Source organism: Nocardia sp. CA-145437 (genome assembly GCF_050956485.1).
Classification (GTDB): Bacteria; Actinomycetota; Actinomycetes; order Mycobacteriales; family Mycobacteriaceae; genus Nocardia.
Genome location: NZ_CP191204.1, coordinates 2,170,022 through 2,192,116 on the forward strand (window position 1 = coordinate 2,170,022; position 22,095 = coordinate 2,192,116).

The 22,095-nt window shown below is 69.4% G+C and carries 17 protein-coding genes; 9 read left to right on the forward strand and 8 right to left on the reverse strand.

Annotated elements, in window-relative coordinates; translation table 11 throughout:
• The first annotated feature begins 22 nt into the window (after positions 1-22).
• Positions 23-934 (forward strand): helix-turn-helix domain-containing protein, encoded by a 912-nt coding sequence (locus ACQPYY_RS09615; RefSeq protein ID WP_379101742.1) that lies wholly within the window; start codon positions 23-25, stop codon positions 932-934.
• A gap of 13 nt (positions 935-947) precedes the next feature.
• Here the strand turns inward: ACQPYY_RS09615 and ACQPYY_RS09620 are convergent, their stop codons facing one another.
• From ACQPYY_RS09620 to ACQPYY_RS09645, 6 genes are all read right to left on the reverse strand, one after another.
• Positions 948-1,124, reverse strand: coding sequence for a DUF1737 domain-containing protein (locus ACQPYY_RS09620; RefSeq protein ID WP_433593473.1), 177 nt, complete (start codon positions 1,122-1,124; stop codon positions 948-950).
• 33 nt (positions 1,125-1,157) lie between these two features.
• Complete coding sequence (locus ACQPYY_RS09625; RefSeq protein WP_433593474.1) at positions 1,158-1,697, reverse strand: hypothetical protein; 540 nt, start codon at positions 1,695-1,697, stop codon at positions 1,158-1,160.
• 148 nt (positions 1,698-1,845) lie between these two features.
• On the reverse strand, positions 1,846-3,369 hold the full coding sequence (locus ACQPYY_RS09630; RefSeq protein WP_433593475.1) for a serine/threonine-protein kinase: 1,524 nt from the start codon (positions 3,367-3,369) through the stop codon (positions 1,846-1,848).
• Between the two features lie 156 nt (positions 3,370-3,525).
• Positions 3,526-4,716, reverse strand: a complete 1,191-nt coding sequence (locus ACQPYY_RS09635; protein ID WP_433593476.1) for a DUF7373 family lipoprotein — start codon at positions 4,714-4,716, stop codon at positions 3,526-3,528.
• A 2-nt stretch (positions 4,717-4,718) separates the two neighbouring features.
• On the reverse strand, positions 4,719-5,966 hold the full coding sequence (locus ACQPYY_RS09640) for a DUF7373 family lipoprotein (protein ID WP_433593477.1): 1,248 nt from the start codon (positions 5,964-5,966) through the stop codon (positions 4,719-4,721).
• A 4-nt stretch (positions 5,967-5,970) separates the two neighbouring features.
• Positions 5,971-7,158 (reverse strand): DUF7373 family lipoprotein, encoded by a 1,188-nt coding sequence (locus ACQPYY_RS09645; protein ID WP_433593478.1) that lies wholly within the window; start codon positions 7,156-7,158, stop codon positions 5,971-5,973.
• Positions 7,159-7,504: 346 nt separating this feature from the next.
• Here ACQPYY_RS09645 and ACQPYY_RS09650 point away from each other — a divergent pair, with 346 nt between their 5' ends.
• From ACQPYY_RS09650 to ACQPYY_RS09675, 6 genes are all read left to right on the forward strand, one after another.
• Entirely contained in the window at positions 7,505-10,909 is a 3,405-nt protein-coding gene (locus tag ACQPYY_RS09650; RefSeq protein WP_379101755.1) for a pyruvate carboxylase, read from the forward strand.
• Entirely contained in the window at positions 10,906-11,469 is a 564-nt protein-coding gene (rsmD, locus tag ACQPYY_RS09655) for a 16S rRNA (guanine(966)-N(2))-methyltransferase RsmD (RefSeq protein ID WP_433593479.1), read from the forward strand. Before ACQPYY_RS09650 ends, rsmD begins: the two co-directional genes overlap by 4 nt.
• A gap of 92 nt (positions 11,470-11,561) precedes the next feature.
• Positions 11,562-12,686 (forward strand): FAD-dependent oxidoreductase, encoded by a 1,125-nt coding sequence (locus tag ACQPYY_RS09660; RefSeq protein WP_433593480.1) that lies wholly within the window; start codon positions 11,562-11,564, stop codon positions 12,684-12,686.
• A complete protein-coding gene (locus ACQPYY_RS09665; protein ID WP_433593481.1) occupies positions 12,683-13,594 on the forward strand; it encodes a hypothetical protein in 912 nt (303 codons plus the stop codon). The genes ACQPYY_RS09660 and ACQPYY_RS09665 overlap by 4 nt, the downstream gene beginning before the upstream one ends.
• Before the next feature lie 106 nt (positions 13,595-13,700).
• Positions 13,701-14,441 (forward strand): SDR family oxidoreductase, encoded by a 741-nt coding sequence (locus ACQPYY_RS09670; protein WP_433593482.1) that lies wholly within the window; start codon positions 13,701-13,703, stop codon positions 14,439-14,441.
• A 45-nt stretch (positions 14,442-14,486) separates the two neighbouring features.
• On the forward strand, positions 14,487-15,485 hold the full coding sequence (locus ACQPYY_RS09675) for a sigma-70 family RNA polymerase sigma factor (protein ID WP_433594606.1): 999 nt from the start codon (positions 14,487-14,489) through the stop codon (positions 15,483-15,485).
• 20 nt (positions 15,486-15,505) lie between these two features.
• On the opposite strand, the gene ACQPYY_RS09680 is transcribed toward ACQPYY_RS09675, so the two are convergent.
• Both ACQPYY_RS09680 and ACQPYY_RS09685 read right to left on the reverse strand, forming a co-directional pair.
• The gene (locus ACQPYY_RS09680; protein WP_433593483.1) at positions 15,506-15,886 is read right to left on the reverse strand and encodes a pyridoxamine 5'-phosphate oxidase family protein; all 381 of its coding nucleotides are present in this window, start codon (positions 15,884-15,886) and stop codon (positions 15,506-15,508) included.
• A gap of 94 nt (positions 15,887-15,980) precedes the next feature.
• The gene (locus tag ACQPYY_RS09685; protein ID WP_433593484.1) at positions 15,981-20,174 is read right to left on the reverse strand and encodes a molybdopterin-dependent oxidoreductase; all 4,194 of its coding nucleotides are present in this window, start codon (positions 20,172-20,174) and stop codon (positions 15,981-15,983) included.
• A gap of 307 nt (positions 20,175-20,481) precedes the next feature.
• On the opposite strand from ACQPYY_RS09685, the gene ACQPYY_RS09690 reads away from it, so the two are divergent.
• Positions 20,482-21,648 carry a molybdopterin-binding protein gene (locus ACQPYY_RS09690; protein WP_433593485.1) on the forward strand — a complete coding sequence of 389 codons (1,167 nt, stop codon included), beginning with the start codon at positions 20,482-20,484 and terminating at the stop codon, positions 21,646-21,648.
• Positions 21,649-21,689: 41 nt separating this feature from the next.
• Positions 21,690-22,091 carry a TOBE domain-containing protein gene (locus ACQPYY_RS09695; RefSeq protein WP_357097507.1) on the forward strand — a complete coding sequence of 134 codons (402 nt, stop codon included), beginning with the start codon at positions 21,690-21,692 and terminating at the stop codon, positions 22,089-22,091.
• The last annotated feature ends 4 nt before the right edge of the window (positions 22,092-22,095 follow it).

Here is a 22,095-nt window from a genome sequence, read left to right on the forward strand (position 1 = left end):
CGGCTCAGGCTAGGAGACCGTGGTGCCCACAGGCAAGACCGAGAGTTCGCCCCCCACCCAGCGGGTGGTGGCGATCGTGGAACTGCTCGCCGCCCAACGCGACTCGCTCACCGCCGCCGAGATCGCCGACACCCTCGGCTTGAACCGCTCCACCGCGGGCTCCATTCTGGCCGCGCTCGCCGACCGGGGCTGGGTCCGCCGCCTCCCCAACCTCAGCTACGAACTGGGCGGCCGCCTCGCCGCCATCGGCGCCCGCGCCGCCGCGGGCCGCCATGATCGTGCCTGGTTGGAGCGCGAATTGGAGGAACTGGCCGACCGTGTGAATTGCGGCGCCGCCCTCACCGCGCTCAGCGGCGGTCACCTCAAATTCGTCGCCGTCACCCGCGACCGCCTCACCATCGGCATGGAATCCGGAGTCCGCATCCCCCTGCTGGCCCCCGCCGGCGCCGCGATCATCGCCCACACCGGCAAGGCCCGCCAACGCGACTGGCTCGATACCCGCGGCACCGAACGACGTGACGAATATCGCGCCGTCCTCGACACCCTCCGCGCCGCCGGCTACTGCGCCTGGCGCCTCGAGCCCGACAGCCTCCCCGGCCTCCGCGTCCTCTCCGACGTCGCCACCCACCTGGCCGAACACCCCGGCGACAAGGACCTCCGAGGCCGAGTCCTGGCCCAGCTGGCCACGTTCGGCGGCAGCGCCTACGACCAGCCCACCTTCGACTCCGAAGCCACCCTCCCCCTCAGCTACATGAGTGCCCCGGTTTTCGACGACAGCGGCCACGCCGTCATGGAACTCCAGATAGGCCCCCTCCGCCCCGACGTCACCCTCCCCGAACGCCGCCACTACCTAGCCGAACTCTCCGCCGCCGCCCGCCGCATCGGCGACGGCCTGGAATCAATCCCCGCCCGAACCCACCGCTTCCCCTCCTGACCCGCCGCCGCGGTCAGCCCTCACCCCACACCACCGCCTGCGCGGCGATAACGGAGACACCGTTGAACGTGACGGCGGGCGAGCCGTGCAGGCGATAACCCTGCTCCAGCAACGCGCTGATCCGCTCGCAGAACGTCGCGTCATCGGGGCCGGTGATCAAGCGGTAGCGCAACAGAGGCCGGTCGGTCATCGCGCCAGCCTAGAACGGCGCCTCGGCGGGCGCCTAGTGGAGTTCGCGGGTGGTGGCGATCAAGAAGGTGATGGTGTCGCGGACTTTGGCGTCGGTCATCTTCAGGGGGACCGAGCTGGTGGCGGCGATCTTGTCGTCGATCGCGATCATGCCTTCCCAGGTGCCGATTCGGGTGAGGAAGGAGTCGTCTGCGGAGCGCCAGACTTCCTCGTCGAAGCCGTCGAGGCGGTGGTAGCGGCCGCCTTCGGGGTCGGTGTGGTCTGGTTTGCGCATATTGCGGAGGGTCAGCCAGGCCACGTAGGGGGCTCGGGGCTTGAGGTTGAGGTAGCAGGAGCCGGTCATGCCGATGGTGGCGTTGATGGTGCCTTGGCTGAGTTCGGCTACCTGGGCCTCGGGGACACCGAGGGTGGTGTGGAAGAAGTCCAGCATGCGGGTGCACACGTCTTTGTTGGTGTGCGCGGAAGGGGTTGAGCCCGGGTCGGATTGGGAGGCGGCGGGCGAACCGCAGGCGGTGAGGAGGAACGCGGCTGCGAGCAGGAGGCATCGGAGGATCCCCCACCGTCTTCCGAACACCACGACCTCCTTTTCGGGGCGGAGCGTAACAAGACCGCGGTGGCACGCCAACCGGGCTGGCACACTTGCGCCACCCCGCCCATGGTCGCTCGAGACGTGGATCACGCTGGCGCGCAGGGAGTTCCGGGGCCCGTGTCCGAGGGGCCGCCTACAGCACCTTCGCGATCGCGGGGACGATCTTCTGGATCGCGACATCCGCGGAGGTCGGGGTCCAGGTCTGGAAAGCCTGCGCGGTGGCCGGGTCGTCGACGATGACCAGACGGGCATGGGTGAGGTTGGACGACAGGAACGAGCTCGGCAGGCCGCGCAGGCCGCCATTGCCCGCCTGCTTGTCGGTGCGCACCACGATGACCAGGTCGACGTCGGGGACCGTCTCGCCGGACGCGGACAACGGGCGCGGGGAGGTCTCGTCGGGTTTGGCGCGGAAGTCGGTGGCGTAGCGGAAGCCGATGTCCTGCAGGAACTTCGCCTGCTCGCTCGAATCCAGGTCGACGGACAGGGAGCTGTCGCCGAGGTTGTAGGCGGCGACGGTCTTGTTGAGGAACGACGGATGCGCGGCACGGACCTGGGCCGGGGAATCGCTGGGGGTGGAGGTGGTCTGGGTGACGGGGTCGCCGCCGGAATCCTGATGCGTGGCCAGGTAGACCGCGGTGCCGGAAACACCCAGCAGCGCAACGGCCGCCGCCCCCGCGAGGGCGCGCCGGCGTGTGGTGCGGGAGCCGCGGGTCGTGGACAGGGTCGCCGAGCCGACCGGCTGTGGCCGGGTGATCCGCTCGGTCGGCCGCTCGGACTCGACGATCGGCGGCGCGGAGGGCATCCGGCCCTGCACGGCGAGCGCGGCGTCATCGGTGAAGTCCCGGCAGGTGGCGTAGCGGTCGTCGGGATTCTTGGCCAGCACCTTCGCGATCACCGCGTCCAGTGCGGGCGGCAGATCGGCGCGCAGCGTGGCCAGCGCGGGCGGCGGATCCTGGAGGTGGCCCAGCGTGGCCTGGGCGATGGAATTCACCGGGAACGGCGTACGCCCGGTGAGCAGCTTCACGAAAGCGCAACCGAGACTGTAGATATCGCCTCGATGATCCAGCGGCCCGGCGACCAGCCGCTCGGGGGCCGCGTAGGCGAGGGTGGCCATCATGGCGTCGGTGGCGGTGAGTTCGCGGCCGTCGGTCACCGACTTGGCGACGCCGAAATCGGTGAGCAGCACCCGTTCCTCGCCCGGATGCGCGTCCTCGTCACGGGAGAGCAGGAAGTTGGCGGGCTTCACATCCCGGTGCAGCAGCCCGCGCCGATGCGCGTAATCCAGGGCCTTGCCCACCTCGGTGACGATGCGCAGCGCCCGCTGCGGCGTCATGCCCTCGGGGTGCTGTTTCAATTCCACGGAGGCGTCGGTGCCGGGGATGTACTGCATGGCGATCCACAGCCGCCCGTCCTCCTCCCCGCGTGCGTAGACCGTCACGATGTTCGGATGATCCAGCTCCGCAGCGAGATTCGCCTCGCGCGCGAACCGCGCCCGATACACCTCGTCGTGCGACAGATCGTTGCTGAGCACTTTCAGCGCGTCCAGCCGCCCCGGGAACATGGGATCCTGCACCAGATAGACGGTCCCCATCCCGCCACTGCCCAGCACCCGGATGATCCGGTGGCCGCCCACAACGGTGCCGGGCCGCAACGGCATGCTTATCCGCCTCTCCGGGCCTTCAGTGGCCCGCTCATTGCCGTTGCCGAATCACGTTCGGCTGTATCCGGCGAGTTACCCCGAACTCGCGAGATCAGTTGTCGCCCTTGTCCAGGCCCTTGGAATGTAGCAACGATCGCCGGACCCGGCCGAGTGTCAGATGTGGCCATAGGCGAGCAGCTGATATTGGGCCGAAAGCCGTTGGCGCAGATCCTGGGACTGATCGGCGTACACCTCGGCGACGTAGCGCTGGTAGGGCAGATAGCACATGAACTTCGCGCCGATGGCGTACTTCACGTCCTTCAACTGCAGGCAGCGTGCCGTCGCCAGGCCGGGCGGCGGGTCGACGGGCTTGTAGCGGTCGAGCAGTTCGTCGGCGAAGGCGGCGATGAAGCGCTGGGCGGCCGCATCGTCCTTCGTCCGATAGATATTGCTGAGCGAACTGGCCATCACGTCGATTCCGGCGTCGGCGTACGCGCGGCGGGAGGCGGCCGGTCGATCGTCGTGGGTGAGGGCGGCGTGCGGGCCGTACAGTCCCTCGCTCGCCCGGACCTGGCCCTTGCCCGCGGGCAGCACGCGGCTGAGCAGATCGTCGGGATCGCTGAGCAGGCCCGCCAGCTGGTCGGGCGGGGTGGGGCGATAGTCCCGCATCGATTCGGTGGCCTTGTCCAGCATTCGCTTCGCCACGTCGATCAGGAATGCGGGACCGTCGGGAACGGTCAGGTCGTCCTCGACGTGCAGCCAGTACAGGTACTCGCCCTGCGGGTACAGGGCCCGCACCCATTCGAGAGAGGTGAGCGCGGCCCGTGCGGCCGGATAGCCGGGGATCTGCACCGGCCCCTTGTCCGGGTACTCCGGACTCGCCTGCGAGGCGAGGAAATCCGCTGCCGTCGCCGCCTGCGCGGGCTTGCCGAACCGCAGCACGGTGAGATGCACGTTCAGCCCGAGCGAGACGTCGTACCGATGCCGTCCACCGGTCTGCCAGCCCGCGACCAGCCCCGGCGCGCGATCGTTGAACCCGTCGATCCCCATCGGCGGATAGTCCGCGGTGATCGCGCTCCCGCCGGACCCGTACCCCAGCCGCTCGTCGATCTCCAGGGGCAGCGGGACGTGCTCGCCCAGCCGGATCGCCTCCTGCACCACGTCCCCGACGCTGATGTCGGGCTTCATGGTGGTGATCTGCCGCGGGACCACCGGATAGTTCCCCGGATCCAGTTGCGACACATCGACGGTCGCGGCGGGTGACGCGGGCGCGGCGGGGTCGGCCGGTCCGGATCCGCAGCCACCGGCCAGCGCGGCCGCCACCGTGAGGGCCAGCAGCCGGGTTCTCGCTCGTGCGATCCTCATCGCTATCCGCTCCTGGCCAGCATCGAATACTGCGCCGACACCCGTTGCTCGAACGAGGCGGGCGCGCCGCCGCCGAACCGGGCCTGCGCCCCGATCACCGCCACGTACCGGCCGTAGACCACGGCGCACAGATACGTGGCGTCGCGGATCGGCTCGGGTTCGTCGAGCCGCACGCAGTGCGCGTCGGTGATACCGCCGGGGTTCGGGACCTCGTCGTCGTCGCGGCCCAGCCGGGTCAGCGCGGTCTGTAAGCCGAAGGCCGCCTTCAGATCCCGGGTGCGGTACACCGTCGCCCCGTTGCGGGCGACCAGATCCACCCCGGCCGCCTCGAACGCGGGCCGCGCCACCGTTGTGTCGCGCTCGAAATGCAGTGCGCCCGCGGGCGTGTAGACCCCACCCTGACCGCGACCCCCGGACTGGTCGGAGTCGGAGCTGTCGTACTGATTGGGCAGCGTGAGATCCAGGATCTTGTCCGGATTGCCGGGCAGGTCCGGAAGATCCTCGAGCGGAGTGGGTTTCAGCTCCGCCATCGCGGTGAGCTGGGCGCGCAGCATCTCCCGCAGCCGGGTGCCGAGCGCCGCCGGATCGTTCTGCGGGATCACGGCATGGCCGATGATCACGTACACGCCGCGCGCCGCGACCACCTCGCCCTTCTCGTCGGTGCGGGAGGACGCCCGCACACTGTCACGGGTGTCGGCGGGCAGATCGGCGGCATCGATCGGAATCGTATGCCGCCCAGGGTCGTTCAACGCCTCCCAGTACCCGTCGACGGCCGCGCGGGCGGCCTGCTCGGTGGGGAAGCGCTGGATCGCGAGGGTGATGTGCTTGCGCGCCCGCACGCTGTCGTTGTTGCGCCAGATGTAGGCGCCCGCGATGAGCCGATTGCGTTCCGCGACCGGCCGCCAGTTCTTCGGGAACGGCCCGTTGTCGTCGTCGAAGTCGGCGCCGGAGTTGCTCAGCAGCCGAGCCCCGCCCAGATACCGGACGTCCGGATCGATGCGGTCGGGCCCGGCCAGATACGTCATCATGCGCCGCGATTCGATCGCGTACGCGTCGGCGACCGTGCCGTAGAACGGCACGAATTCCGCCGGGGCCGACGGATACGGTCCGACCTTCAGTTTCGGCAGATCGGCCGCGGTCATGCCGGGTACCGCGTGTCCGGCCACCGGCCACGACCCGACCGCGTACCCCGCGCCGAGGACCGCCACGGCGGCGGCTGCCGCCAACGCCATTGTCCGCAGTCGTCTCATCCGGTCACCTGCTCGTCAACAGGACGTACTGGGCGGCTGTCTTCTGATATAGCTCGGCCAGGTTGCGCGCGCCGACCTGCACGTTGTATTTGTCCACGTGGAAGGTGCACTGGTGGAACATGACCCGCCCGTTCTCCAGATCCGCGAAGCAGCCGATATCCCCGGGGAAGCGCGGCGGCGGGTCGACGGCGCGATGCTTGTCGGAGGGTTCCGTGGCCGGATTCCACTTGTCCCACAGCGCCCGCGCCGCCGCGCCGGTGCGGCTGTGGAACACCAGCGCGTCCCCGTAACCGACCAGATCGACATCGCCGATGGTGAGGAATTCCAGGTCCGCGCTGTCGAGGCTCTGCAACGAGCCGCGCCCGGTGTACACCCCGTCCGGGTCCGGGCGCAGCGGCAGTTCCGGATTCGTCGGCAGGGTGCGGCCGAGAATGCCGTCCGGGTCGAGCGGAATGTGCTCGAACCGGTCGGTCGCCGTGGGCTGGAACGTGTCGAGCAGCGGCAGCGCCACGTCGAGCATGCGTTCGGTGCGCGCGCTCAGATCCGCCAGATCCGGCGCGGCGGCCAGCTCGTCCACCAGCTTGATGTACACGACGTAGCGGTCACGCACCGTCCACGAGCCCAGCGACGCCACGTTCGGTCGCCAATGCGCTTTGCTCGCAGGGTATTTGACCAGCGTCACCGGCTGATTGCCGGTGTTGTAGGTGAAGTCGTCATGTTCGAGCACCGGCCCCACCGCCGCGGCGCGTCCGGCGTCGGGCAGTTCCAGCACCGCGATGCTGAGCCTGCGGTGCTTCTCCTCGGTGGCCGCGCCGGTGCACCAGGTGGTCACCCAGCCGCCGCGCAGATCGTGGGCGACCTCGTCGAAGGTGTCGTTGATGACGATGTCGCCCAGCCCCTTGTGATTGGTGACCAGGTGCGGGCGGACATTGTTGGAGCACTCGTAGGTGTAGTCGTGGTCGGCCTCGAACGGCAGCGCCACGTAATCCGACAGCCGCTGTGACTCCCGGATCCGGGATTGCTTGCCGGTCTTGGCATTTCCCACCGTGCGCGGCGTGGTCTGGTAGTTGCCGACCTCCAGGCTCGCCGGGTCGGTCGGCTGCCGCACCGGGTGGCCGGGAACGCTGCTCGCGCAGCCGGTTCCGGCCGCGAGCGCCATCGTGAGGCCCAGCAACGCCGCGAACAGTCTCACCGTCCCCTCCTCCCGGGGCGGATTTTACCGTCGCTCAAGACTTCTCGCGCAGCTTCGGACGCGACTGCTCCCGCACCGTCGGACGCGCCGGGTGTGGTCTCGGACACGATCGCGCGGCGATCCGGGCACCGTGACGTCTCGGTCCGCGCGCCCCGCCCGGCCGCTGCCGGGCCGGTCTCCGTTAGCACGGCGGCGAATTCCGTGGTCGGGGGCGCGTGACCCTCACCGGCAGGCATGTATCGCGGTGATTAACACAAATTCGCAAGCGAGGAGTCCGGCCTGTGAAGATTGCACCGAACGGGACTTCGATGCCCGATCCGTATCCCCGGGCAGGTACCTTCTACGCATGTTCTCCAAAGTCCTGGTCGCCAACCGCGGCGAGATCGCCATTCGCGCCTTCCGCGCGGCCTACGAACTCGGCATCGGTACCGTCGCGGTTTTTCCGTACGAGGACCGCAACTCCGTGCACCGGCTCAAGGCCGACGAGGCGTACCAGATCGGTGAGCCCGGCCACCCCGTCCGCGCGTATCTGTCGGTCGAGGGCATCATCGAGGCCGCCAAGAGCGCGGGCGCGGACGCCATCTACCCCGGCTACGGCTTCCTGTCGGAGAACCCGGACCTGGCCGCCGCCTGCGCCCGCGAGGGCATCACCTTCATCGGCCCGGCCGCCTCGGTGCTCGAACTGACCGGCAACAAGGCCCGCGCCATCGCCGCGGCCAAGGCCGCCGGACTGCCGGTGCTGAGGTCGAGCGAGCCGTCCGCCGACGTGGACGCGCTGATGACGGCCTCGGAGTCGATGGAGTTCCCGCTGTTCGTGAAGGCCGTCGCCGGTGGCGGCGGTCGCGGTATGCGCCGCGTCGCGGACCCGGCCCAGCTGCGCGAGTCCATCGAGGCCGCCGCGCGCGAGGCCGAATCAGCCTTCGGCGACGCGACCGTGTTCCTCGAGCAGGCGGTGGTCAACCCCCGCCACATCGAGGTGCAGATCCTCGCCGACCAGCACGGCAATGTCATCCACCTCTACGAGCGCGACTGCTCGCTGCAGCGCCGCCACCAGAAGGTGATCGAGCTCGCGCCCGCCCCGAACCTGGATCCCGCACTGCGCGACCGCATTTGCGCCGACGCCGTGGCCTTCGCCCAGCAGATCGGCTACTCCTGCGCGGGCACCGTGGAATTCCTGCTCGACGAGCGCGGCAACCACGTGTTCATCGAGATGAACCCGCGCATCCAGGTCGAGCACACCGTGACCGAGGAGATCACCGACGTCGACCTGGTGCAGTCGCAGCTGCGCATCGCGGCGGGGGAGAGCCTCGCGGATCTCGGCCTGAGCCAGGACGCCATCCACATTCGCGGCGCCGCCCTGCAGTGCCGCATCACCACCGAGGACCCGGCCAACGGCTTCCGCCCCGACACCGGCCGCATCACCGGCTACCGCTCCCCGGGCGGCGCGGGCGTGCGCCTCGACGGTGGCGCGAACGTCGGCGCGGAGGTCGGCGCCTACTTCGACTCCATGCTGGTCAAGCTGACCTGCCGCGGCCGCGACTTCAGCGCCGCGGTGGCGCGGGCCCGGCGCGCGGTCGCCGAATTCCGCATCCGCGGCGTGACGACCAATATCCCGTTCCTGATGGCGGTGCTCGACGACCCGGACTTCCGGGCGGGCCGGGTCACCACCTCGTTCATCGACGAGCGGCCGCAGCTGCTCACGCTGAAGAGCTCCGCCGACCGCGGCACCAAGATCCTCAACTACCTGGCCGACGTCACCGTGAACAAGCCGCACGGCTCACGGCCGACCAAGGTGTACCCGCACGACAAGCTGCCCGCCCTCGACCTGACCGTGCCGCCGCCGGCGGGCTCGCGGCAGCGGCTGCTCGAGCTCGGCCCCGAAGGCTTCTCGCAGTGGCTGCGCAACCGGGAGGGCGTGGCCGTCACCGACACCACCTTCCGTGACGCGCACCAGTCGCTGCTCGCCACCCGGGTACGCACCAACGGCCTGCTCGACGTGGCCGGGCACGTGGCGCGCATGACGCCCGAACTGCTGTCCATCGAATGCTGGGGCGGCGCGACCTACGACGTGGCGCTGCGCTTCCTCTACGAGGACCCGTGGGAGCGCCTGGCCGCGCTGCGCGAGGCCGTGCCGAACATCAACCTGCAGATGCTGCTGCGCGGCCGCAACACCGTCGGCTACACGCCGTACCCCGAAAAAGTCACGCGCGCTTTCGTTTCCGAGGCCACCGCCACCGGCATCGACATCTTCCGCATCTTCGACGCGCTCAACAATGTCGACCAGATGCGCCCGGCCATCGACGCCGTCCGCGAAACCGGCACGGCCCTGGCCGAAGTCGCGCTGTCCTACACCGGCGACCTGTCCAACCCGAACGAGGACCTCTACACCCTCGACTACTACCTCAAGCTCGCCGAGCAGATCGTCGAGGCCGGGGCGCACGTCATCGGCATCAAGGACATGGCCGGCCTGCTGCGCGCGCCCGCCGCGTCCACCCTGGTCACGGCGCTGCGGCGGGAGTTCGACCTGCCCGTGCACGTGCACACCCACGACACCCCGGGCGGCCAGCTGGCCACCTACCTCGCCGCCTGGCAGGCCGGGGCCGACGCCGTGGACGGCGCGTCCGCGCCCATGGCCGGCACCACCTCGCAGCCCGCGCTCTCGGCCATCGTCGCCGCGGCCGCGAACTCGCCCCACGACACCGGGCTGAACCTGCAGAACGTGTGCGACCTCGAGCCGTACTGGGAAGCGCTGCGAAAGGTGTACGCGCCCTTCGAGTCCGGGCTGCCGGGCCCGACGGGCCGCGTCTACCACCACGAGATCCCCGGCGGGCAGCTGTCGAACCTGCGCCAGCAGGCCATCGCGCTGGGCCTGGGCGACCAGTTCGAGGAGGTCGAGGCGAAATACGCCGCGGCGGACCGGATGCTGGGCCGCCTGGTCAAGGTCACCCCGTCCTCCAAGGTGGTCGGCGACCTGGCGCTGGCGCTGGTCGGTAGCGGCGTCGACGTCGACGACTTCGCCGCCGACCCCGCCCGCTACGACATCCCGGACTCGGTGATCGGCTTCCTGCGCGGCGAACTCGGCACCCCGGCCGGTGGCTGGCCCGAGCCGTTCCGCAGCCGGGCCCTCGAGGGCCGCGGTCCCGCCAAGCCCGAAACCCAGCTCACCGCCGCCGACGAGGCCGGACTGAACGGCACCTCCGCCGAACGCCGCGCCACCCTCAACCGGCTGCTGTTCCCCGGACCCACCGCCGAATTCATCGCCCACCGCGAGAAGTACGGCGACACCACCGGGCTGTCGGCCAACCAGTTCTTCTACGGCCTGCGCCACGACGAGGAACACCACGTCCAGCTGGACAAGGGCGTCACCCTGCTCATCGGCCTGGAAGCCATCTCCGAGCCCGACGAGCGCGGCATGCGCTCGGTCATGTGCATCCTCAACGGGCAGCTGCGCCCCATCCAGGTGCGCGACCGCTCCATCGCCAGCGAGATCCCGGCGGCGGAGAAGGCCGACCGGAACAACGCCGGTCACATCGCCGCCCCGTTCGCCGGTGTGGTGACCCTGGCCGTCTCCGAAGGCGATTCGGTGTCCGCGGGTGACACCATCGGCACCATCGAGGCCATGAAGATGGAAGCCGCCATCACCGCCCCGCGCGGTGGTGTGGTGCGCCGCGTCGCCATCGCCAAGGTCCAGCAGGTGGAGGGCGGCGACCTGCTCGTCGACGTGAACCTGAACGAGACCGCCGCCGAATGACCCGCATCGTGGCAGGTACCGCCGGGGGCCGACGCCTACGCGTCCCCCCGGCGGGCACCCGCCCCACCTCCGACCGCGTGCGCGAGGCCCTGTTCAGCTTCCTGCACGCCCGCATGGATTTCGACGGCCTGCACGTCCTCGACCTCTACGCGGGCTCGGGGGCCCTGGCCCTGGAAGCCCTGTCCCGCGGCGCTTCCCACGCCCTCCTCATCGAGGCGGACCGCAAAGCCGCCGCCATCATCCGCGGCAATATCGGCGACCTCGGCCTCCCCGGGGCGGAACTTCGCCAGAACAGCGTCGGTTCCGTGCTCTCCGGCGCCGCCCCCGAGCGCTACGACCTGGTCTTCTCGGACCCGCCCTACGACCTCGACGTCGCCGACGTGCAGTCCGACCTGCGGTCGCTGGGTGAGAACGGCTGGCTGCACGACGACGCCCTCATCGTCGTCGAACGCTCCACCCGCTCGCCCGACCTGGTCTGGCCCGACGGGTTCGCACCCCTGAAGTCCCGCACCTACGGCGAGACCCGACTCGACTTCGCCGAGTTCGCCGAAGCCAACTGACACAAGGGCTTTCGCTGTTTCGGCGGGTGTGCCGCGGCCGCGGTCGATAGAATCACCTCGGGGTGATCGATCGCGGTGAGGGGGTTCGAGCGATGCACACGGGACGCGTTGCCGTCATCGGCCTGGGGGCCGCGGGCCTGTCCGCGTGCGTCGCGGCCGCGGAACTCGGGTGGTCGGTCATCGGATTCGATCGGAGCACCATCGGCGCGGAGGCCGCGGCCTCCGCGGGACGGTCGAAGATCATCAGGTTCGGTTACACGGACCCGTTCTATGCCGAGCTGATGCGCGACACCCGGCCACGCTGGGAGCGGCTCGAGCACGACACCGGAACGTCGTTGATCGATCTGTGCGGGATGCTGCACTTCGGGATCGGCGGCGAATCGGGGACCGACGCGGTCATCGAATCGCTCGAACGGTCGGGGCAGGACTGCGAAATCCTCACCGGCGGTGCGTCGGCCACGCGGACCGGGTTACACCTGCGGGCCGGGGAGATCGGCATCTACGAACGCAATGCCGGGATGATGACTCCGGCATCGGTGCTGCACGCGCTCGCGGTACGGGCGAATGCGCTCGGCGTGACCCTCCGCGAGCATGCCGCCGTCTCGGCGATCGACGAGACAGGAGGCTCCGTCACGGTGGTGACATCGGACGGGCCGGTGCACGTGGATCGCGTGATCATCGCCGCCGGTGGACAATTCGGGCGATTCGCAGCGGCTGCCGCCGCCCATATCACCGTCACCCGCCAATATCAGATCGTCTGCGAATCGACCGTGCCCATCGCGGGCGGCCGCGGGTGCAGCTGGATGGATGTCACGGCCGACGAATGGTACGGGATGGTCAACGCGGGCAACGGTGTACAGATCATGGGCGTCCACGAGCCCGCGACCATCGTGGATACCGACCAGCCGATCGAGGACGCCGAACTGAAGGCGTCGGTCGACGCGCAACTCGAGTATCTGCGGGAACGGCTGGCCCTGAACTCCCGGCAACTCACCCTCCGCGAAGTCCGGACCTGCCACTACACCAATACGGCGGCCAAGGATTTCGTGATCGACCGCCTGCCGGGCCGCGCGGCGGTGCTGCTGAGCGCCTGCTCCGGGCACGGCTTCAAATTCACCATCACCAGCGGCCACCTGGCCGCGCGGCTCGCCTGCACCGACGCGGCGCCGGTACCCCGATTCCAGCTGTCCGCCCTCGCCACCGAGGCGCGGCCATGACCACCCCGGCCCCGCAGCCGCCACCCGAGCCGCCGGTGAGCAGCAATACCGCGGCCAAAGTCACGCTGATCATCGGAATCCTCGTCACCGTCCTGGGCTCGATGTGGGGCATCATCTCGAGTTCCGGCGGCAAGGTCGTCGCCCCGATCGACACCATCATCGCCGGAGCGCTGACCGCGGTGGGCGGCGGCATCGTCGGCGCGTCGATGCAGGATCTCTTCTCCCGCACCAATGTCGAACGCGGGCTCAGCGCGGTCTCGCGGATGATGTCCGATGTCGTCGCCGAGAACTCGCGGGTCCTGACGGCCGTGACCGACCGGCTGACCGATGTCGCCGACGGGATCGGCGGCTCCGCCCGGGCATCCCACGACAACATCCGGAACACCTTGGCCGGTTCCCTGTCCGCGCGGTTCATCTCCGACGAGCAACAGCTCGCCCCGCTGCGAAAAGTGTGGCATCACTATCACGTCACCCAGGCGGGTCGTGAATTGCGCTGGCTGTATTCGATATTCCCCTTGGACGCGGGGACCAGCCCCTCGACGATCACCACGCCCATCGTCCTGGTCGATCTGGCGCGCGTCGGCCACGTCTACAACGCCGAGGTCGGCATGCGCACGAATCGACTGTTCGTCAACTTCACCCGCGCCGACGGCACCGAGCCGAGCTGCTCGGAGATCTTCCCGCACATGCAGACCTTCCGCGACACCCACGCGGGCTTCGGGATCCGCCAGACCTGGGACGGCTCCCACCTGCTCGGCCGCGCCATCATGAGCGAACGCCCCGTCATCCCCGACGCCGAACCCGGCATGATCGACGCCGAACACAACCCCACCCTCGACGACGTCTGGCTCACCGGCTTCCTCCAGAACCGCGTCCACCTCGACGACCTCCCGGCACGCCAGTCCTGAGGGCCGACCGACCTGTTCGTGAAATTTCGGGCTGACGCCCGACGGATTTCTCGCCGCCCGCTGGTCTGAATACCTGACAGGAACAGACCGGAGTTGGGAGTGAGTGATGACGGATTCGAAGAAGACCGCGGTGGTCACCGGTGCGAGCCGGGGATTCGGACGGGGGATCGCCGCGGCGCTCGTCGCCTCGGGGATGAGGGTCATCGGGATCGCCCGTGACGGGCAGGCGCTGGGGGAGGTAGCGGGCGAGCTCGGTGCGGCGTTCGTGCCCGTCACCGGTGATGCCACCGAGGAAGCGCTGGCGCAGCGGGTGATTCGCGAGTTCCGGCCGGAGGTGTTGGTGCTCAACGCCGGGGCGACGCCGCCGCTGGCACCGATACACGAGCAGAGCTGGGAGAGCTTCAGCCGCAACTGGGAGACCGATACGAAGCACGCGTTCGTGTGGGCCGGGGCCGCACTGCGGGAACCCTTGGCGCCGGGCAGCGTGGTGATCGCCGTGTCGAGCGGGGCCGCGCTGAACGGGTCGCCGTTGAGCGGCGGATACGCCGGGGCCAAGTCGGCGATCCGGTTCATTCGGACCTATGCGGCGGAGGAGTCGGAGCGGGCCGGGCTCGGGATTCGGTTCACGGCCCTGCTGCCGCGGCTGACCCCGGCCACCGGGCTCGGTGCCATGGCGGTCGCGGGGTACGCCGCTAGGCAGGGCATCGACGTCGATACCTATCTCGCGGAGATGGGGCCCGCGCTCACACCCGAACAGGTGGGAAAAGCCGTGCTCGAACTTGCCGGGGATCCGGGGAGCGCGGCGGAATACTTGGTGAGCGGCGCCGGGCTGCGGCAGATCGGCTGAGGTGGCGCGACCATGACCATCAGCGCACCGGCAGGAGTAGCGGACATGCCCGCCGAGACCGAACGACCCGCCGAGACCGAACGCCCGGCCGAGCGTGAATTCGGTTCTCTCACCGAGAGATTCCGGCCCGAACTGCTCGCGCACTGCTACCGGATGCTCGGATCGGTGCAGGACGCCGAGGACCTGGTACAGGAGACCTACCTGCGGGCCTGGCGAGGCTACGGCGGGTTCGAGGGGCGGTCCTCGGTGCGGCACTGGCTGTACAAGATAGCCACCATGGCGTGCCTGACCGCCTTGGAAGGCCGGGCGCGCAGACCGCTGCCGTCCGGGCTGGGCGCGCCCGAGGACGATCACCGGGTGGCGGTCGCCGCCCGCGAGCCCACGGTGCCGTGGCTGCAACCCGCACCCGACGCGGTATTCGGATTCGACGACCCGGCCGCCATCGTGACCGGCCGCGAAGGCATCCGCCTGGCCTTCATCGCGGCCCTGCAACTGCTGCCCGCCCGCCAGCGCGCCGTGCTCACCCTCCGCGACGTCCTCGCCTTCCGATCCACCGAAGTCGCCGCCATCCTCGACACCACCCCGACCGCCGTCGACAGCGCCCTGCGCCGCGCCAGATCTCGCCTGGCCCAGGCCGGCCCGGTCGCCACCGACCTGGCCGAACCCGACGAACGCGTGCGACGCCGCCTGCTCGACGACTATGTCACCGCTTTCACCAGCGCCGACCACGCCGTCCTGGTCGCCCTGCTGCGTGCCGACGTCGAAATGGAAATGCCGCCCACCCCAACCTGGTTCACCGGCCGCGACGCGGTGGCGGCCTTCCTCACCGCCCGCATCCTGACTCCGGGCCTGTGGCGCATGCTCCCGACCCGCGCGAACGGACAGCCCGCCTTCGTCGTCTACAAACGCGCCTCCACGGGCCGCTACGACGCGTACGGCATCCAGGTGCTCACCCTGATCGGCTCACGCGTCGCTCGCATCACCGCCTTCAACGACCCGTCCCTGGTCCCGGCCTTCGGCTTCCCGGTCGCGGTCGAAACCTGAATCGGCACAGGGTATGCGGTTCAGCTCAGCGCGTACGGAGGTGCGAGGTGGAAGCGGCGGCAGTCGGCGCAACGCCGGCTCATGTCCTGCGTACCGGTGTGATGGAGGATGGCGTGGGTCGGGATGACGTCCAAGGTGTGGTCGCGCAGGACCGCGTGGCCGTCGATGATCAGCACGTGGCCATCGGGCTCGACGGGGGGCCAGAGCAGGGTCACCGCGGGGTGGGTCGTGATGTTGCGGCAGGTCGCGGGTCCGGGTGCGGTGATCTGGAAGCGGTTGCCGTTGAGGATCGGACGCTGGGGCGTGGTGTGCGGTCCGAGATCCCCGATGCTGACCAGGAAAGCGAGTTCGTATCGGCCGACGATCGCGGCCAGCTCGGGAGGGAAATCCTGCTCGCTCATTCGTCCAGGGTAGTCGAGATTTCGGGACGATCAGGCGAATTGTTCCGTGAATGAGTGACTTCCCGGCGGTGTTCGCCGTAGATGAGGTTGTTCGTCAGTACACGTCGCGTACGTACCGCTTCTCGGCCGCGAGCTTCTTGACGTAGGCGTCGGCGTCATCGGTGTCCAGGTCGCCGTGGTGGGCGATGATCTCCCGCAAGGCGAGATCGACGTCCTTGGCCATGCGGGAGGCGTCGCCGCAGACGTAGAAGTGGGCGCCGGAATCGATCCAATTCCACAGTCGCGCACCGTGTTCGCGCATGCGGTCCTGGACGTACACCTTGGCGCGCTGGTCGCGGGAGAACGCGAGATCGAGGTGGGTCAGGACGCCTTGCCGCTGGAGCTGTTCGAGCTCGTCGCGATAGTAGAAGTCGGTGGCGTGGTGCTGTTCACCGAAGAAGAGCCAGTTGGGGGCGTGGTCGCCGCGCGCCCGCCGGTGTTCGAGAAAGCCGACGAACGGCGCGACGCCGGTGCCGGGGCCGATCATGATGGCGGCCACGGCCGGATCGTCGGGCGGACGGAAGTGCGGCGAACGCTGGACGTGCAGCGCCAGGGGCTGATCTTGCTCGGCGTCGGCGAGATACGCCGAGCAGAGCCCGCCCCGAGGTCGGCCCGTCGGACCGGAATAGCGGATGACCGAGACGGTGGTGCGCACGATCGCCGGGTCCGCCAGCGGGCTGGACGAGATCGAATACAGGCGCGGTTGAATGCGTTTGAACATGTCGGCCCACCGTTGCGGGTCGGCGGGCACCGGATAGTCGGCGGCGATGTCGACCGGCTGCCGACCCCACAGCCATTTGGCCAACTCGCCCTTGTTGTCCTGGCGCAGCAAGGTGCGCAGATAGGGATCGGCCGTGCATTCGGCCAGGTACTTCAGCAGGTCCGGCGTCACCTTGGTCAGGTCGAGATGTTCCTCCAGCGCGATGGACAGCGGCACCGGGCCGACCTTCGGCACCTCGACCACGGCGGCGGGATCGAGTCCGGTGACCGCCAGGAACTCCCACACCAGCCCCAGATCGTTGAACGGCCGCACGCCGAGGGCATCGCCGACGTCGTAGCTCAGATCGGTGCCGGTCAGGTCGAAGCTGAACTGGCGGACCTCCTTCTGAGCGCCGGGCAGGCTCAGCAGCCGATTGCCCACCAGCCGGCCGGATGGTCCGCCGGATTCCGGGCGCGCGGTGACGGTCGGCGCGGGAGCCGGCGCCGCGGTCGTCTCGCCGCCGGTGGGAACGGTGAGGGCCGGGAGGAGCTGTTCGAGCCAGGCCGCGGCGGAGTCGTCGAAGTCCGGTTCACAGTCGACGCGGGGGACCAGCCGTTCGGCGCCGAGTTCGGCCAACCGGTCGTCGAGACGTCGGCCGTGGCCGCAGAACGCGTCGTAGTTCGAGTCCCCGAAGGCCAGCACCGCGAATCGTGTTCCGGCGAAGGCGGATTCGGACAGTGCGGTGAGGGAGTCCCAGAATCCCGCTCCATTGTCCGGGGCGTCGCCATCGCCGAAGGTGCTGCTCACGACGATGAGGTCGGCCGCGCGAGGCAGATCGGCGGCGGAGATCGCATCCATGGCGTGCACGACCGGGGCCAGCTCGCGCGCGGTCAGCGTGTCGGTGAGAGTCCCGGTGGCGAAATCCTCCGCATTGCCGGTCTGCGAGGCCCACAGGATCAGCAGTGGGCGGGTCGGTGTGGCGGCTTCCGGTGTCGCCGGTTCGGCAGACCGGGCAGTCGCGGGTGCGATCGTCGCGAGCGAACCCGCCGGGCTGATGCGCTCGTGCGGTGTGAACATGCCCGCGAGCAGGCCGTCGACCCAGGCCGTGACGGTGGGGCGCAGCGGATTCGCCGCCGGGATGGCGGGCATCACCTCGGCGTCCCCGGTCTGCCGCACTCCCGCGAGAAACCCTGACAGATAAGAGGATTCGAGGTCCGTCAGGACAGGCGCGCCGAGGTCGGCGATACCGAGCACCGCGGCCGCGGCCAGCGCCCGATCATCGGTTCGCGCCGACACGAGCGCGGCGGGTGCGGCAGGCGCGGTCACCACGGGTTCGGGGGTCGCGGTGGGTTCGGGCCGGATCGGTGCGGCGACCTTGGCCAGGGTGACCGCGCAGACCTTGAACTCCGGTTGAAACGAGATCGGGTCCACGGCGTCGTTGGTGACGGCGTTGACTGTCAGGTACTCGCCGAACAGGTCGTTCCAGTGGAACGGGGCGAAGGTGGTGCCGACCCGCACGCGATCGGTGACCACGGCCGGCAAGACGGCGCGGCCGCGCCGTGAAGCCACTTCGACCCAATCACCCTCGGCGACGGTGAGTTTCGCCGCGTCCTCGGGGTGGATCTCGAGGAACGGCCCGGGATTGAGCTTGTTGAGCTTGGCGACGCGGCCCGTCTTGGTCAGGGTGTGCCACTGGTGCTGCACCCGGCCGGTATTGAGCACGAACGGGTAGTCGTCGTCGGGCAGTTCGGCGGCGGGCAGGTGGGGGCGGGGGAAGAACACCGCGCGGCCGGAGGCGGTCGGAAACCACAGGCGCGGCGTGGCGCCGTCCTCGCGAACCTGTTGCGGTCGGCTGACTCCGTCGTTGCGGTAGCGAATCGGGTTGCGCGCCGGTCCGTCCGGCGCGATCGGCCATTGCAGCGGGCCCTCGCGCAGCCGATCGTAGGTGGCCCCGCGCAGGTCGTATTCGGTCCTCGGGTTCCAGGTGCGCTTGATCTCTTCGAAGATCTCCTCCGCGTCGCTGTAGGTGAAGGCGTCGGAATATCCCAGGGCACAGGCGATGCGGGCGATGAGCTGCCAGTCCGGGAGCGCCTCTCCCTGCGCCGGAATCGATTTCCGGACCAGGGTGAGGTTGCGCTCGGAATTGATCATCACGCCTTCACCTTCGACCCACAGGGTGGCGGGCAGGATGACGTCGGCGTAGGCGTTGGTCTCGGTCTCGGCGAAGACGTCCTGGGTGATGACCAGTTCGGCGGCTTCCAGCCCCGCCAGGACGGTCTTCCGATTGGCCACGGTGGCAACGGGATTGGTGCAGATAATCCAGCAGGCCTTGATCTCACCGGCTGCCATCCTGGTGAACATGTCGATGGTGCCCGTGCCGACATCGGTGCGCAGCGTGCCCGGCGGTCGCCGCCACAGTTGCTCGATGAACTCCCGGTCCTGGTCGACCAGAACCGAGCGCTGCCCGGGCAGCCCCGGTCCCATATAGCCCATCTCCCGCCCGCCCATCGCATTGGGCTGGCCGGTGAGCGAGAACGGGCCGCTGCCGGTACGGCAGATGGCCCCGGTCGCCAGGTGCAGGTTGACCAGGGCGTTGGTGTTCCAGGTGCCGTGGGTGGACTGGTTGAGGCCCATGGTCCAGCAGCTCATCCACTCACCGGCGGTGCCGATCAGTTCGGCGGCGCGGCGGATATCGTCGGCGGGGAGCTCGGTGATCTCGGCGACGGCGGCCGGCGGGTAGTCGCGCGCGAAATCCGTCATCGCCTCCCAGCCCTCGGTGAACTCGGCGATGAAGTCAGGGTCGGTGTGGCCGTTCTCGATCAGCAGGTGCAGCAGCCCGTTCAGGAGAGCCAGATCGGTGCCCGGCTTGATCTGCAGGAACAGATCGGCCTTGTCGGCGGTGGCATTGCGGCGCGGATCGACCACGATCAATTTCGCGCCCGCCTTGACCCGATCCATCATGCGCAGGAACAGGATCGGGTGGCAGTCGGCCATGTTCGCGCCGATGACGAAGAACACGTCCGCGTGGTCGAAATCCTCGTAGGAGCCGGGCGGACCGTCCGCGCCGAGGGAGAGTTTGTAGCCGCTGCCCGCACTGGCCATGCACAGTCGCGAGTTGGATTCGATCTGATTGGTTCCGATGAACCCCTTGGCCAGCTTGTTCGCCAAATATTGTGCTTCCAGGGTCATCTGACCCGACACGTAGAAGGCGACCGCGTCCGGGCCGTGTTTGTCGATCAGGGCGCGCAGGCGAGCGGCGGTCGCGGTGATCGCGGTGTCGAGCGGGGTCGGCTCCGGCGGCATCCCGCGCTCGGCGCGCATGAGCGCGGTGGTCATCCTGCCGTCGGCGGCCATCAGGTCGGCATGACTGCCGCCCTTGGTGCACAGCCGGCCCCCGTTGGCCGGATGTGCCCTGTCCCCCGCGGCTTTTCGGATCCGGTTGCCGTCCGGTCCGGTGTCGAGGTCGAGTGCGATCCCGCAACCCACGCCGCAGTACGAGCACACCGTGCGCACCAGGCCTGCCGCCGCTCCGGAATCGGTTGCCGCCACCGCAGTTCTCCCCTTCGCCTCGCCCTGCTCTCGGTCCGTGTTCTTTCACGCTAGGAACGGGCTGTTACCGGCCCGTCACGCGAGTGGTTACGTTCGCCTCTCCGTGCGGCGCGGTCGTCTGTGCGTTCGCGCGGTCCGCACAGCGGACCGCGAATGAGGGTGAGAAGGCGGCAACAGATAAGCAACTGCGGAGCAAGAAGGGTGAAATCTCCGTAACTGAGGATTACGAAAAAGTCGCCGATATGTGAAGGGCGGATGCGTGAGCACCCTGCGATTCCGATCCACCGAGCCAGTCAGCGGATCCGCTGTGACCGTGGACGGGATCGATGCCCTGTTGCGTTCGGAGCTGACCGCGATTCCGTCGCGATACGCCGTCCTGGCGAATGCCGTGGGTGCGACACTGGCCGAGCCGTTGGCCGCGACGGCGGCATTGCCGGCGGCCGACACCGCGGCCATGGACGGGTTCGCCGTGGGTGGCCGCGGGCCGCGGTGGCGACTGCTGATCGGGACCTGCATCGCCGGGCGGCGATCCCGGATCGCACTCGCCGACGGTGAGGCCGTTCGCATCTCGACCGGCGCGCTGACGCCCGTCGGCGCCACGGCGGTGGTGCGGTCGGAGCACGCGCACATCGAGCGGATCGGGGGACAGGCCACGGTGGTGCTCGCACCGGGCGTGCCGCATCGCAACGACATGCGGTTGCGCGGCGAATCCTGGTCCGACGGTGACGAATTGACGCCGGCGCGGGTCCGGGTGGACGCCGCCGTGATCTCGGTGGCGCAGAGCGCCGAAACCCCGATCGCCATGGTGCGCGGCCCATTGCGCGCCGATGTGCTCATCACGGGAGACGAGATTCGAGGCTCGGGGGAGCTCGCGCCCGGGCAGGTCCGTGACGCGCTCGGTGCGGTGCTGCCGCTCTATCTGCGGCACTGTGACATCGGCATGGGCCGCCTGACCCGGCTGCCCGACGACCGCGCGCTGCTGCGCACCTGGTTCGAGCTCGACACCGACGCCGAACTCGCCGTCACGGTCGGAGCGACCGGCCGTGGCGTCGCCGATCACCTGCGCGAGGTCCTGGCCGATATCGGTGCCCGGGTCATCTTCGACGGGGCGCGCATGCGCCCGGGCGGTTCTCATCTGGTGGCCCAGCTGCCCGATGGCCGCACCCTGCTCGCCCTGCCGGGCAATCCGCTCGCCGCGATCGCGGCCACCCTGGTGACCGGTCCCGCGCTGGTGCGCGCGCTGACCGACCGGCGGGATTCCCCGGCGCTGTGCGGCCGGATCGCCGATGCCGCGGCCCCCGCCGATCTCCTTCGCATCGTCCCCGCACGCCAGGTCGAGGGCGGCGTGTGGCGTGCCAACGGCGTCGCCGGAACCGCGCATCTGGCGAATCTGCTGCACGCCGACGCCCTGGCTCTGCTGCCGCCGGGAGCCGGGCGCGGCGCCCTGGTCGAATTGTTGCCGTTGCCCCGGTGATACCGCTTGCGTCCCGCAGATTCGGCAATATGCTGCCTATCGTGACGAACTTGCGGATCAGTGAAGCCGCCGCGCTGATGAGTGTCAGTGATGACACCGTGCGCCGCTGGATCGACCAGGGACGGCTGCAGTCGGTCCGGCTCGACAACGGCCGGCTGGGCGTGCGCGGACAGGATCTGGCGGAGTTGCTGCGCAGCATGTCCGCGGAAACTCCGGAGCCGGGCGTCACCGTCGCGGTCTCGGCGCGCAACCGGATGCGGGGGATCGTGACCCGCATCGTCAAGGACACGGTGATGGCCCAGGTCGAGATGCAGGCCGGGCCGTTCCGGCTGGTATCGCTGCTGAGCCGGGAATCGGTCGACGAACTCGGACTCGAGGTCGGCAGCGTCGCCGTCGCCTCGGTGAAATCGACCCACGTCGTGGTCGAAATACCAGAAAGTTGATGAG